Raw genomic sequence first — 12,560 nt, 5'->3', positions numbered from 1 at the left:
ACAACGGCCACTCACCGCCGCGAGGAAGGATACGAAGGAGCCGAGCCAGCTTCCCCCCGACGTGCAAGCCCCTAAGGCACGTCAAGGACCCTTGGGGTGCACGCGATCGTGCACGCCATAGCGAACGGGATGGTGCACGGGGTGGTGTCGGGTCTGCGGGGACGTCCACCGTGCCCGGCCGGGCATTGACGTGCGCCAGCGAACAGGTGACACCCCAGGGGAATGTTCAAGAGGGGGGTGAGCGTGTCGTGGCGGAGTACCGCTTCACGCCCTGACCACAACACGCCCGGCGAGACCAGCGTCCAGGGCGAGGACCTCGGCGCGTGGGCCCCGGCGCAGCGCCTCGACTGGAAGCAACTACTGCGCGCCGGGCCTCGCCTGGCCCGCGCAGGAGGCCGACTGGGCCGACGAGGACCTGCCGCCTGCCGTCGACGCCATGCACCAGGCCGTCCTGGCGGCCACCGCGACCTGGCCCCGACCGAGAACGGCGTCGAGCAGTCCGTCACCCGCCTCGCCCCCACCCTGGACGTACTTCAGGCCCAACTCGCCGCCGCGGGCCAGGACTACCGGCCGGAATGGGACGACTCCGACGGCGTGGGCACGAGAACGCCCGCGTCGTCGCGGCCCACGGCGCGCCAGCCGCCGCGGGTGTGCCCGCAGGACCCCCTGCTCACCCGGCTCGCCCAGTAGATCCACCACCGGTGAGCTGCTGGCTGCGCGAGGCCGGCATCCCTTTGCGGCTGGCCCTCCACCAATTGGCCTCCGCCCCCAGCCCCGTGATCCCGGCCGCCCGCACCGTCTTCGTCTGCGAGAACCCGGCCGTCCTGCGCACGGCCGCCGCGGAACTCCAGGGCACCGGCGCGGCCCTGGTCTGCACCGAGGGCGTACCGTCCGCCGCCTGCCACCGGCTGCTCGGCGACGCCGCCAGGGCGGGCGTACGCCTGCGCTGGCGTGCCGACTTCGACTGGCCGGGCTTGCGGATCACCGCCGCGGCACTGGCCCGCCACGGCGCCGAGCCGTGGCGGATGGCCGAGGCCGACTACACCGCCGCCCTCGGCCACGGCGAGTCCACGCCCCTGGCCGGCCCGCCCGCGCCCAGCCCCTGGGACCCCGGACTGGCCCGGGCCCTGGCCGGGTCGGGCCGGGCGGTCATGGAGGAGCGCCTGCTGCCGCTGCTCCTCGCCGACCTTGCCGGCGCCTGACGCTGCCGAGTTCTGGTTGCCGCGTGACCGACTCCGGCAGGCGTCACGCGTTGCGGTCCCGCCACGGCCGCTGCGGACTCCAAAGGGTCAAGTAATGGCAAAGCGGGCATAAGGTCACTAAACGGTGACATAGGAGGCGAACATCATGACGGAGGGATTGCTGACACTGCTGGCATTCGGTGTCCTCGCGGGCCTGCTGTACCTGGCGGCCGCCGCGCGCGTGGTGAAGCAGTACGAGCGAGGCGTGGTGCTCCGCTTCGGCCGGCTGCGAGGCGCGATCAGGGCACCCGGACTCACGATGATCGTTCCTTTCGTGGACCGGATGCACAAGGTGAACATGCAGATAGTGACGATGCCCGTTCCGGCCCAGGACGGCATCACCAGGGACAACGTCACGGTCAGGGTCGACGCCGTGATCTACTTCAAGGTGGTCGACCCGGCGGATGCCATCCTCCGCGTCGAGGACTACCGGTTCGCCGTGTCGCAGATGGCCCAGACCGCGCTGCGTTCGATCCTGGGCAAGAGCGATCTCGACGACTTGCTGTCGAACAGGGAGAAGCTCAACCAGGGCCTGGAGCTGATGATGGACAGCCCCGCCGTCGAATGGGGAGTGACCATCGACCGCGTGGAGATCAAGGACGTCTCGCTGCCGGAGACGATGAAACGGTCCATGGCCCGCCAGGCGGAGGCCGACCGGGAACGCCGGGCCCGCGTCATCAATGCCGACGCCGAGTTGCAGGCGTCCAAGAAGCTCGCGGAAGCGGCGACGACCATGGCCGAACGGCCCGCGGCCCTGCAACTGCGTCTACTGCAGACCGTGGTCGCGGTAGCGGCGGAGAAGAACTCGACGCTCGTCCTGCCATTCCCCGTCGAGCTGCTGCGCTTCCTGGAACGGGCGACCCCGCCCGAGACCGCGGCAAGTTCGGACGTGCCGTCGCGCCACTTCCCGGAACCGGGGGAACCAGAGCCGGCCCTGAACCCGGCAGCCGATCACCAGAACGGTGCGCACGGGACGCGCCGCAGGCTCCAGGATGCTCACCGGTGACCCGCCACCGCGCGCATTGGCTGCGGCGCCGCCGAAAATGACAGGCACGACCGGAACGTCCGGCGCTCACCTGCGGTGCGGCAGGCTCCAGTGGTGCGGCGCGATCAGCCGGCGGACGCTGTCCGGGCCCCACGAGCCCTTGGCGTACGGCTCGACCGATGGCGGGTTCTCCAGCAGCGGGGTCGACGCCTCCCACAGGCGCTCGATGCCGTCCGAGCGGGTGAACAGCGACTGGTCGCCCAGCATCGCGTCCAGCAGCAGGCGTTCGTAACCCTCCAGCGCGTGCATGGAGTTGAAGGACTCCGCGTAGCTGAAGACCGTCTCCGCCCTGCTCAGGCGCATGGCGGGGCCCGGGTCCTTCACCAGGAACGAGGCCGTGATCCGGCCCGGGTCGTCGAAGTCGATCACCAGCGCGTTGCTCCGGTCCCCGGCGTGGCCCCTTGCGGCCAGCGGGAACATACGCAGCGCCGGCTCCCGGAAGCCCAGGGTCACCACATGCCGCGCCTCCGCCAGGCACTTGCCCGAGCGCAGATAGAACGGCACCCCCGCCCACCGCCAGTTGTCGATCCCCACCCGCAGCGCGATCAACGTCTCGGTGTCCCCGACTTCGCCGAACGAAAGCGCCGCCTCGAACTCCTGCCTCGCGCGGCCCTGGAGCTTGGACCAATCGAATTCCGAGACGGCGTCCCGTGCGTGCTTGGGGAACTCCTCGTCGCTCAGCGCACTCTGGGCCGGCGCGGAGCCGACGATGCGGTAGCGGGCTGGCAGCAGCCCGGCCTTGGCGAGGTTTGGAACAGCCCGGGGAGCAGCGTGCGCCGGGCGAGGTCACCGGTCGCACCGAAGAGCACAACGACGGTCCTCAGGGTCCGGACCGTGACTCAGGGAGGAGGAACCGTGGGACATGGCGGCCTCAACCGGTCTTCTCGGCGGTGGCCACCGGATTCGCCGCGCAACACGGTCCCCGAGTGGCCATCGTCGGTTCCCCGTTTCCTCCGCGGACCCGGCGGGCCGGTAGTTCGGTTGCCCGGGCAGGCGACGTCGCCCGCCGCTGCGGACCGCGGGCGGGACGTCCGGCCTCCTGCCCAGGTGCGCCGTCGTGGTGTCACGCATGCGGGACGACGGCCACGGCGCAAGGGGCGTGGTGGATCACCGCGTGGGTAACAGGGCCGATGTGCGCGCTTCCCCTTCCCGGGGAACCCCGGCGGCCGACGACCAGCAGTCGCGCGCCTTCCGCCGCCGAGACGAGGTGACTCCCCGCCCGGCCCGATACGGTCTCCTCCTCCACCTCAACCTGAGGGAACTTATCCCGGTAGGCACGCATGGCCCCCGCCAGTGCCGCCTGGAGGCCTGTCTCAGCTCCGCCCGGTGCCGCCGCGTCGCGGTGCAGCGCCGGCAGGTGCCAGGTGCACACGATGTGCAGCGAGGCCTCGTGCCGTGCCGCGTAGTCGAAGGCGAAATCGAGGAGCTCGTCCTCGGTCTGCCGCACGTCCAGACCGAGCACCACGCGGTCGGAGCCAGCACCGCTGCGCTCCCGGCCCACGTCCTCGCCCGCCGGGCGGACCAGCACCACTGGGTGTTGGGACGTGGCCGCCACCTCCTGCCCCACGGATCCGAACAGGAAGCCACCGGCAGTGCCCAGCCCGTGAGTGCCGACCGCCAGCAATTCCGCGTCGGAGGAGGCGGCGAGCAGGGCCTCGGCGGGGTCGTCCTCGACTTCATCGGAGGTCACGGCGACAGACGGGTGGCGTGCTCTGATCCGTTCCTGCGTGGTCTCGAGAAGGCCGCGTGCGCGGGAGGCCGCGACGTCCTTGGCCGGTTGCAGGGCAGAAATCGCGTGCTCCTGCCATCGGGAAGCGTTCACCAGGCGCAGCTCGCTTCCCCGCAGTGCAGCCTCGTCCGCGGCCCAGTCCGCTGCCGCCAGACTCTCGTCGGAGCCGCTCACCCCGACGACGATGGGTCGGGACATGGTCTTCCTCCTGGTTGCAGGGTCTTGCGACAGACGACGTCACGAGCAGGTACGCCTTGTGGCGATACGCGAAAAGCTACTCAATCATGCAATTTGGTGTGAAGCTACTCTTTCTGCCTGTGCCTGCCTGTGACGTACCCAGGGGCTGAGAGCACGCCGCGGGTCGGTCCGCGCCGGGGGGCCTACCGACGCGGGCAGAGCCTTGGCCGCGCTGCGACGTCCGGGTGACCAGCTGTCGCGTGTCGGCGACGCACGGGCTGTGCAAACCCCGTCGTGGTCCCGAGGCAGGTGGGCGGGTAGGGAGGCACGCGAGCCGCGACGACCGGTCGGTAGACGGACCCGGTGGACCTCAAGGCAGCCCACCTGCCGACGACATTGACCTCGGTGACGCGGGATGGGGCGGGATCCGAGGATGCCGCTTACCGAGGACCTGCCGCCGTGGGGCGGCGCGAGATGTACCTGGGCAGTCCGGCGGACGGACCGTCGAGTACGCTGCCAGCCCGCAGGCTGCGGCCCGGACCACGGCCGAACCCACAGAGGACGGTCGCTCGCCTCCACGCGGTAGTGGCACCCGTGTACGGTGCCGGGGCCCACGACGCCCACCGACTCGGCAGAAGCGTCCTGGAGGCTGTCAGACCACATCGGGGAGCGAGCCGCCGTCGTCCCGGTAGCGGATCAGCATGATCGCGGCGTCATCGCGTACGGGACCGCCGATGTGGTGCTCCAAATCCTTTCGGAGGGCCTGCAGCGCTTCGTCGGGGTCCGGGGCCTCCAGGAAATGGCTGCGCTCGCCGAGCGGGTAGAAACGGCCGTCGCTGTCCCGGGCCTCGGTCACGCCGTCGGTGTACAGCAACATCTGATCGCCGGGGACCAGCGGCAGCCGGTAGGGGACCGGGTGCGCGGGCCCGAGATCCGCGAGACCGAGGGGCGGAGCTGTCGTCGGGGGCGTGGCGAAGATCACGGCACCGTCCGCTCGACGAACGAGCGGAGCCGGGTGGCCGTAGTTGAGCAGCTCGACAGCACGGTCGCCCTCGACCTCGACCAGCACACCGGTGACAAATTTCTCCCCGGACAGTCTACGGTTGAGCGCTCGTTCCACTCGGGAACTCACCGAGAGCAGATCCACTTCGTCGTGCCCGGCCTCGCGGAAGGCTCCCAGGACGACGGCGGCGGTCTCGATCGCCTCGAGTCCCTTGCCCTGGACGTCGCCCACGATGACTCTGACCGCACCGTGTGACACCACGACCTCGTACAGGTCGCCCCCGATCAGTGCCTCCGCTGTCGCGGAGGTGTACGAAACCGCGATCCTCAGATTACCGGCGAAACGGGGCACCGGCCGTAGCAGCACCCGCTGGGCAGCCTCCGCGACGGATCGTACGGCAGTGAGTTCCGCCTCCCGCCTCCGTCGCATCACCGTCGCTCCGAGAGCAGCGAGGGAGACACCTGCGACAGACAGGAGCGCGGTCTGGCCACGTGGGGTCTGGAGCAGGCCGTCGTAGGCCCCGATCATCAGGCACAGCAGAAGTGCCATCAAGCCGATCGCGGCGGTCCGGCGCGGACCTCCGACCAGGCTCGCGAAGGCCGGGCCGAGGGAGAACAGCGGAAGAAAACCGATGCCCTCGCCTGCTACGAGATCGACGACGGCAACGACCACCATAACGGCAAACGGCATCGCCGCCAGCAGTCCAGTGACGTCCTTTTCCCTCACGGACAACGACTTCCTCCGGATCGGCCGCTGCGCGCCCTCGGTTTCCCGCACTGGGACGCGGTGGGGAGTACCCTCAGGGTGCCACCGGAACCAGCACCCGCCTGCGAGGCCGTGCAGACACCGGGGATGATCAACGCGAGCACCGACATCAGCTCCTACGGGATCCTGCCCGGAACGCCGGGTGTGACACCTGACTCCCGAATTCAGCCGCTGCAGGGGGCGACGGACCGAGGGACCATGCAAGGCCCAGCAGCCTCGGCCGCGCGGCTACACCACATCGCCCGCTCCCGGCCGTCGGTGTCCTTCACCTGCCTCTGGAACAACCGCGCGTACTTGTCCAGCCTACCCGTGAGTTCCCCCGCGCTCTCGTGGCAGTTGCCATCTTCCGCACAGCATCACTTTCAGAAGCTGTCCTACAACCAACTTCCTTCCATGTTCAGGACGCACTACCAGGGGCTTCACGTCTGCCCGATTCCGGGGAGGGTTCGTCCTACCTGCTCACGCAGGGTCTTTGAGAAGTGATCTTGTGTCCGGGTTCGTCAGGTCAGTCCGAGGGCGGTGAGGGGTCGCTGGTGGTCTCGGCTGGTGCGGCGGCGATGTTGGTGTGGCCGTCCTCGCGGTGGACGCCGATTGCGAGGTTGCGCAGACCGGCCATGGCGCGGGGCAGGTGCCGGGTGCGAATCTTCGAGGCGTCCTCGTGGAAGGTGCGGTCCCGGACGTGGTGGAGTTGGTTCTCGATGCGCCAGTGTCCGCGGATCCAGGCCACGAGTTCGCTGCCGGTGGCTGCGCCGGGCGGCAGGCTCGTGACCAGGTAGATCCGCTCGATCGTCGGCTTGCCGGTGGCCAGGTCACCTCTCCAGCGCACGACTTGGAGGGCTTGGCGGGCGTGGGGGTAGTCGAGGTGGGCGAACGCGGCAGTCTTCAGTCGGCGGATCTCGTCGCGGTGGTGGGCCCGGCCACGTTCGTAGTGGTCCAGGCGGATGTCGTGCCAGGGCAGGCGGCGGACCTTGTCGTGCAGGCCGGGGTGGTTCCTCTTGACGACGGCCAGGTAGTGGGCTCCGCGTTCGTGCAGGTAGGAGGCGTGGTCGTGCTGGGTGTGCAGGGCGTCTGCGGTGATCACCGTTCCGGTCAGGTCGAAGCCGTCCAGGAGTGGGGCGAAGGCTGGGATCTCGTTGCTCTTACGGTCGACTTGCCTTTGGGCGAGGACTTGGCCGCTGTGGGTCATCGCGGCGATCAGCGTGGTGGCCGGCCGGTCCTTGGTGCGGGACCCGCGGAGTGTCTTGCCGTCGACGGCGATGGCCCGCCGGCCGGACACCGGGTCCTGACGTTCCTGGAGGAAGCGTCCGACGGCCCGGTCAGGGCGTCGCCGTCCGCGGCGGCCAGGACGAGACGGATGGTCGTGGAGTGCGGCGGCCGGATCAGGCCGGTCAGCGGGTCCGGGCGGAACCCGAGCAGCGCCAGGACGCGCTGCGGCGCGTCGGCAACCCACTCGCCGATTGCCGTGATCGAGGCGGCGCCGGACAAAACGGCGGCCGCCGCCGCGGTCAGCAGGGCCGTCCACGAGTGGCGGACGCCGCGACGGGCCCGTGGATCAGGCACCTCGACCAGGTAGGTCCGCAGGTCAGCGACCGTTTCCGGCGCGATGGGGCCGGAGGGGGCGCCCAGTTGCTGCAGGCATGACGGCATACGGGAAGATGGACGCGCAGGCATGGACTCGCTCGGTGCTCATACGGACTCGACACCCACATGATCACCAGCGGCCATGCCAGCTCTGCGTCCAGGGCCGCTGCCGACGGAAGCCGACAACCCGTCACATCCAGTACTCAGCAGGCGAACCGCCCACCTCGAGACTTCTCAAAGACCCTGCCTACCAGGGGCTTTACGTCTACCCACGACCAGGGTGACTTCGTCCGATCCGCCCAGAGGCGAGCAGTTCACAACGTTTCACGAAGATCATTTCACTGAGAAAACCTCACTGCCCGGATCTGACGTCACTGTGAGGGAACATGCGCCAGCCCCAGATCGATGGGGTGGGACCTTCGGCGACGACACCGTCGCCGCCACGATCGACCGCCTCGTCCACCACGCCGTGGTCCACTCCCTCAAAGGCGAGTCCTACCGCATGCGAGGCCGCGGAGAACGGCGCGCAGGAACTTGTTGACCAGGGCGGTCCCGGTCGCGGCACTCATCCCAGCGCCCGAGGTCCGCGGCGCCGCCGACGCGACAACGGTGATGAGCGCCTACGGCTCGGGGAGTAGGCCATATGTCTCATGGCGTGGGTGGGCGCTCCGGCTTAATGTTTCATTGCTTGCGCACGCAGCTCTGAGGCGACAGTCTCCCAGCGCCGTCGCCGTGTCGTGTCCTACGACATGCCGGGAGGACCGTTGACCGACCCCGGTTTCTCCCTCCCCCATGCGCCGAGGCCTCCGGGCTCAGGCGTTCGCACTGAAATGGACCACACCATGCCCCACACGCCGAATGTCGCCGTCATCTACTACTCCTCCACCGGCACCATTCACCAGCTGGCGGAGACCATTGCCGCCGGTGCGGCCGAGTCCGGAGCCAATGTGCGGCTGCTGCGCGTGGCCGAGCTCGCGCCCAAGGAAGTGGTCGCAGGCGTCAAGCCGTGGGCGGACCACGCCGCAGCGACCGAGCACATTCCGGTGGCCACACCGGACGACATCAAGTGGGCCGACGCTGTCATCTTCGGCACCCCTACTCGCTTCGGCAACGTCGCGAGCCAGGTCAAGCAGTTCCTGGACACCCTCGGCGGCCTATGGTCCCAGGGCCTGCTGGCGGACAAGGTGTACAGCGGCTTCACCTCCACAGCGCAGCTCCACGGCGGCCAGGAATCCACGCTGCTGGCGCTCTACAACTCCATCTACCACTTCGGCGGGTTTATTGTGCCCCCCGGCTTCACCGATCCCGTGAAGTTCGTCGACGGCAACCCCTACGGCACCTCGCACGTGACCGGTGCCGACGCGCAGTTCCCCGTCGACAGCACGGCCCGCGCCGCCGGCGCCTTCCAGGGCCGACGAATCGCCGACGTCGCCCGGATCATGAAGGCCGGCCGCGCGGCATGACGGATCCCCGGGCGTGAATGCCCGGCGAACACCGACCTCGGGCGCGGCTGAAGGTAAACCAGTTCACAGCACAAGGAGTTTTGACATGTCAGTTCCGCAGACACACACGGGCCGCGTGGCCGTCGTCACCGGCGCCGGGCGCGGCATCGGCCAGGCCATCGCGCTCGACCTCGGCGCGCGCGGCGCGACCGTCGTTGCTGTCGACCTCGACAGCCCTGACGAAACCGTCGCCCTGCTCGCCGGCAAGGGACACACCGCACTCGGCCTCACCGCCGACGTGTCGAACCCGCATCAGACCGCCGCCGTCGGCAAGGAGGTCGCCGACCGACTCGGACGCACCGACATCTTGGTAAACAACGCCGGCATCTTTCCCTTCCGCGACATCGAAGACCTCGACTACGACACGTGGACGCGCGTCATCGCCGTCAACCTCGACTCGCAGTTCCTCATGGTCAAGGCCGTACTGCAGACCATGAAGAAGGGCGGCTGGGGCCGCATCGTCAACCTGACCTCCAACTCCATCGTCACCAACGTTCCCGGCATCTCCCACTACATGGCCAGCAAGATGGGCAACATCGGCTTCAGCCGCGGCCTGGCCAACGACCTCGCCCCGTTCGGCATCACCGTCAACGCCGTCGGCCCGACCCTCACCATCACCCCCGGCAGCCAGCAGGTCCACCCCCAGGAAGCCCGCGACGCCGCCGCCCAGGCCCAGGCCATCAAGCGCAACGGCCTTCCCGAAGACCTCACCGGCACCATCGCCTTCCTCACCAGCGACGACGCCGCCTTCGTCACCGGCCAGACCATCATGGCCGACGGCGGCTACGCCCGCTGACCCATCCGCCAGCCCGCCGATCAGCTCCTCTGGGGCCGATGGAGGCTGCGCGAAAACGTCACACCTCGGGTCAGTGCGACCCTCCGGCGACGCCCGCCGGACGACCTGGCCCCGGCACCCAACAGAAGAGCAAAGGAGTCGCAGATCATGCGCAACGTTAAGCGCGCTGTGCTGGTAAAGCCCGGTTCTCCCCTGGAGATCTGGGAGCGCCCCACCCCGTCCGCATCCAGCCGTGACGTCATCGTCTCGGTCGAGATGTCCGGTGTGTGCGGCACGGACCATCACCTCCAGTCCGGCGATATCACGCTGCCCAACCCGATGGTCCTCGGGCACGAGGCCATCGGCCGTATCGAGGAGCTCGGCTCCGAGGTGACCACGGACTATGCCGGAGAGCCCGTCGCGGTGGGAGACCTCGTGTACTGGCAGCCCGCGCTGCCGTGCTATCGCTGCTATTACTGCACCGTCCTGGAAGACGTTTCCATGTGCCCCAACCTGGTCACATACCAGCTGCACCAGCACGGTGACAAGCCGCCGGTGGGTACCTACACAGAGTACGCCTGGCTGCCGGACGGCATGACGTTCTTCAAAATCCCGCAGGACGTCCCGGCCGAGGCTCTCATCGCCTTCGGTTGCGCCATGCCCACGGCACTGCACGCCCTCGACCGCCTGGGCGGCATCCAGTACGGGCAGGACGTCATCGTGCAGGGCTCCGGCCCCGTCGGCCTGGCCGCCACACTTCTGGCACACCTCGCCGGCGCGGGGAGCGTCACGGTCCTCGGCGCACCGGCCAACCGGCTCGAGATGGCTGAGAAACTCGGAGCCACCACCGTCATCGACGTGACGAAGACGACCGAGCAAGATCGGGCCGCCGCGGTCATGGAGATCACGGACGGCCGTGGCGCGGACGTAATCATCGAGGCCGCCGGCAGGGTCCCGGCGTTCACCGAGGGTCTCCCGCTTGTCGCCACCAACGGTACGTACGTCATCCTCGGTCTGTGGTCCGCGCCGGGCACCTCTCCGGTCGAGCCGCGCTACCTCAACAACCGCAACATCAGCGTCATCGGCTCGGCCTACACCACGCCGCGGCACATGTACAACACGATCCGGATCACCCGGATGTGCCACCAGCGGTTCCCGCTGGCCGAGATGGTCACCCACCGCTTCTCGCTCGATCAGGCGCAGGACGCGTTGGACTCTGTCGGACGCGGCGAGCCGCTCAAGGCCGTGATCGTGCCGTAGTAGCCCGCTCAACGCCGTTGGATCAGAGATCTTCAACCATCGGCGGTAACGGGACTCCTGGTGGATCAACTTGTGCGAGCAGGGTGGTTCGATTCCAGGAGTCCCGTTGTCGTCATCACGCGCACGATCGAGGTGCCGCCCGGGCAGCCGCGGTGAGCGAGACCAGTGTGCGCCGGGGGATCGTAGAACTAGCCTCAATACCAGGACTCTGTTGGTGATGTTCCTGGGTCATGCGGCAGCGGTGCACAGAGTGTGGAAGCGTGTTGATCGGCGGCGGGCGGTGGTCGGCTCGGCGATCCAGTCGGCGACACGGGTGAGGTTGCAGGCCAGTGAGGACGCGGAAGGCGCCCGTGCGGGCCTCTTCGATCTTCTGCAGCCATAGATCGCCGTGGAAGTCCTGGGCGATGTCGTGCACCCATACGATGTCCAGGCGGTCGGTTTGGAGGCGCTTCAGGCTGTCTTCGATCGAGCGCTTCGTGGCGTCGGCGGTCCACACGTGAAGCATCTTGTTCCCGGGCGCCCGTTGGCGAAAAGCGCCCGCAGCAGCAGGGGCGGGGTGTCTGCTTGGCCGGCGCCGTCAACGCGGCATCCGGCCGCCGCCGGCCAGACAGACCACACTCAGGCTACGGGCCAGCCACCAGGCCCTGGCAGGCTCAACCGTCACTGCAACGGCAGCCAGTCAGCTCGGGTTGTCCGCGTCGGCCTCGCGCGGCAGCGTGCACCTCGAGGTCAACCCATCTCGCTCATGGGCGACTCGACCAACTGCGGCTGGTGCCCGTCAGTAGGGCCTGATGGGTTCCGTGGCCGCCGCTGGTTCCGGCATGGAACCTCGTCAGCGCGAACACGATGATGAGGTCAAGGACCATCACGGGAATGGCCCATCCCGGGTAGTACGGCACGAACATGAACTGAGTGATCAGGCTGATCCCTGCCACCGCTGCCCCGGCCCCGCGACCCCAGCTCTTGTTCATCAGGACGCCCAGGCCGGCAATGACGAGCGCCACCCCGATGACAAGGTGAATCACGCCCCAGGCGGTCAGATCGAACCGGTAGGCATAGCGGGACGACGTCGCCAGCACCGTGTCCTTGGCGATAGCGGAGGCGCCCATCAGGATGCTGAGCGGGCCACTGAGCATCAGCAAGGCCCCGGCAGCCACAGACGCACCGCTGAGCGTCTTGCCACTGCTCTCAGGCCCCCCGCGCCCTTGCCGTGAGTCGGGCACCGCTGCCATGGCTGCCGCCTTCCTGTCAGGCGCGGCCCCGGCGCACACTGCCCCTGCAGTGGCGGCCACGCTTCTCTGACAGGATCACCAGGTTCTCCCGGCACCGCGACTCCAGAAGCGGTCACACCACCGTGACCCACTCGCCGGGTGGGGCAGGCCCCCGGGTGGGGGGGGGGGCCCACCCCCCGGATTAGGGGAGGGGGGGGTGTGCAACAGGGGGACGCCCCGGCCGAGGGCGGGGGAACCCGGGTAAGCCGCC

14 protein-coding genes and 1 pseudogene are annotated in these 12,560 nt (G+C 68.9%); 7 read left to right on the top strand and 8 right to left on the bottom strand.

Annotated features, from left to right (window positions below; genetic code table 11):
* Positions 1-243: 243 nt before the first annotated feature.
* The 3 genes from ACFW3D_RS41195 to ACFW3D_RS41185 all read left to right on the top strand — a co-directional run bounded on the left by ACFW3D_RS41195 (position 244) and on the right by ACFW3D_RS41185 (position 2,247).
* Entirely contained in the window at positions 244-690 is a 447-nt protein-coding gene (locus ACFW3D_RS41195; protein WP_500513542.1) for a hypothetical protein, read from the top strand.
* 11 nt (positions 691-701) lie between these two features.
* Positions 702-1,202 carry a DUF2399 domain-containing protein gene (locus ACFW3D_RS41190; RefSeq protein WP_500513540.1) on the top strand — a complete coding sequence of 167 codons (501 nt, stop codon included), beginning with the start codon at positions 702-704 and terminating at the stop codon, positions 1,200-1,202.
* 145 nt (positions 1,203-1,347) lie between these two features.
* A complete protein-coding gene (locus ACFW3D_RS41185; protein ID WP_500513539.1) occupies positions 1,348-2,247 on the top strand; it encodes a slipin family protein in 900 nt (299 codons plus the stop codon).
* 66 nt (positions 2,248-2,313) lie between these two features.
* Here ACFW3D_RS41185 and ACFW3D_RS41180 read toward each other — a convergent pair whose 3' ends face one another.
* From ACFW3D_RS41180 to ACFW3D_RS41155, 6 genes are all read right to left on the bottom strand, one after another.
* Positions 2,314-2,967, bottom strand: a complete 654-nt coding sequence (locus ACFW3D_RS41180) for a glucose-6-phosphate dehydrogenase (RefSeq protein WP_500513544.1) — start codon at positions 2,965-2,967, stop codon at positions 2,314-2,316.
* Positions 2,964-3,095: a hypothetical protein gene (locus ACFW3D_RS41175; RefSeq protein ID WP_500513538.1), complete on the bottom strand. Its 132-nt coding sequence runs from the start codon at positions 3,093-3,095 to the stop codon at positions 2,964-2,966. The genes ACFW3D_RS41180 and ACFW3D_RS41175 overlap by 4 nt, the downstream gene beginning before the upstream one ends.
* Positions 3,096-3,349: 254 nt before the next feature.
* Entirely contained in the window at positions 3,350-4,213 is an 864-nt protein-coding gene (locus tag ACFW3D_RS41170) for a universal stress protein (protein WP_500513536.1), read from the bottom strand.
* Positions 4,214-4,844: 631 nt separating this feature from the next.
* A complete protein-coding gene (locus tag ACFW3D_RS41165; protein ID WP_500513543.1) occupies positions 4,845-5,885 on the bottom strand; it encodes a PP2C family protein-serine/threonine phosphatase in 1,041 nt (346 codons plus the stop codon).
* Between the two features lie 580 nt (positions 5,886-6,465).
* Positions 6,466-7,236 carry an ISAs1 family transposase gene (locus ACFW3D_RS41160; RefSeq protein WP_500513534.1) on the bottom strand — a complete coding sequence of 257 codons (771 nt, stop codon included), beginning with the start codon at positions 7,234-7,236 and terminating at the stop codon, positions 6,466-6,468.
* Positions 7,155-7,607, bottom strand: a complete 453-nt coding sequence (locus ACFW3D_RS41155) for a transposase family protein (RefSeq protein WP_500513533.1) — start codon at positions 7,605-7,607, stop codon at positions 7,155-7,157. Before ACFW3D_RS41155 ends, ACFW3D_RS41160 begins: the two co-directional genes overlap by 82 nt.
* Before the next feature lie 76 nt (positions 7,608-7,683).
* Between ACFW3D_RS41155 and ACFW3D_RS41150 the strand changes: the two genes are divergently transcribed.
* The 4 genes from ACFW3D_RS41150 (at position 7,684) to ACFW3D_RS41135 (ending at position 11,078) form a co-directional block, all read left to right on the top strand.
* Positions 7,684-8,082, top strand: coding sequence for an ATP-binding protein (locus tag ACFW3D_RS41150; protein WP_500513532.1), 399 nt, complete (start codon positions 7,684-7,686; stop codon positions 8,080-8,082).
* A gap of 301 nt (positions 8,083-8,383) precedes the next feature.
* A complete protein-coding gene (gene wrbA / locus ACFW3D_RS41145) occupies positions 8,384-9,004 on the top strand; it encodes an NAD(P)H:quinone oxidoreductase (RefSeq protein ID WP_500513531.1) in 621 nt (206 codons plus the stop codon).
* Positions 9,005-9,089: 85 nt separating this feature from the next.
* Entirely contained in the window at positions 9,090-9,839 is a 750-nt protein-coding gene (locus ACFW3D_RS41140; protein ID WP_500513530.1) for an SDR family NAD(P)-dependent oxidoreductase, read from the top strand.
* 147 nt (positions 9,840-9,986) lie between these two features.
* Positions 9,987-11,078, top strand: coding sequence for a zinc-binding dehydrogenase (locus ACFW3D_RS41135; protein ID WP_500513529.1), 1,092 nt, complete (start codon positions 9,987-9,989; stop codon positions 11,076-11,078).
* A gap of 319 nt (positions 11,079-11,397) precedes the next feature.
* Here ACFW3D_RS41135 and ACFW3D_RS41130 read toward each other — a convergent pair.
* Positions 11,398-11,612: pseudogene (locus ACFW3D_RS41130) on the bottom strand (aldo/keto reductase); the annotation flags it as partial.
* Between the two features lie 209 nt (positions 11,613-11,821).
* Positions 11,822-12,310: a DUF7144 family membrane protein gene (locus ACFW3D_RS41125; RefSeq protein WP_500513528.1), complete on the bottom strand. Its 489-nt coding sequence runs from the start codon at positions 12,308-12,310 to the stop codon at positions 11,822-11,824.
* Between the last annotated feature and the right edge of the window lie 250 nt (positions 12,311-12,560).

Origin of the sequence: Streptomyces sp. NPDC058864 (assembly GCF_042742985.1) — a bacterium.
Taxonomy (GTDB): Bacteria; Actinomycetota; Actinomycetes; order Streptomycetales; family Streptomycetaceae; genus Actinacidiphila.
This window is presented reverse-complemented; position numbering and strand designations above follow the sequence as displayed.

Excerpts from the sequence above, each read along its gene's own strand:
- ACFW3D_RS41185 (WP_500513539.1), top strand. The coding sequence starts at position 1,348 with ATGACGGAGGGATTGCTGACACTGCTGGCATTCGGTGTCCTCGCGGGC.
- ACFW3D_RS41170 (WP_500513536.1), bottom strand. The coding sequence starts at position 4,213 with ATGTCCCGACCCATCGTCGTCGGGGTGAGCGGCTCCGACGAGAGTCTG.
- ACFW3D_RS41165 (WP_500513543.1), bottom strand. The coding sequence starts at position 5,885 with ATGCCGTTTGCCGTTATGGTGGTCGTTGCCGTCGTCGATCTCGTAGCA.
- ACFW3D_RS41155 (WP_500513533.1), bottom strand. The coding sequence starts at position 7,607 with ATGCCGTCATGCCTGCAGCAACTGGGCGCCCCCTCCGGCCCCATCGCG.
- ACFW3D_RS41150 (WP_500513532.1), top strand. The coding sequence starts at position 7,684 with ATGCCAGCTCTGCGTCCAGGGCCGCTGCCGACGGAAGCCGACAACCCG.
- wrbA (WP_500513531.1), top strand. The coding sequence starts at position 8,384 with ATGCCCCACACGCCGAATGTCGCCGTCATCTACTACTCCTCCACCGGC.
- ACFW3D_RS41140 (WP_500513530.1), top strand. The coding sequence starts at position 9,090 with ATGTCAGTTCCGCAGACACACACGGGCCGCGTGGCCGTCGTCACCGGC.
- ACFW3D_RS41135 (WP_500513529.1), top strand. The coding sequence starts at position 9,987 with ATGCGCAACGTTAAGCGCGCTGTGCTGGTAAAGCCCGGTTCTCCCCTG.
- ACFW3D_RS41125 (WP_500513528.1), bottom strand. The coding sequence starts at position 12,310 with ATGGCAGCGGTGCCCGACTCACGGCAAGGGCGCGGGGGGCCTGAGAGC.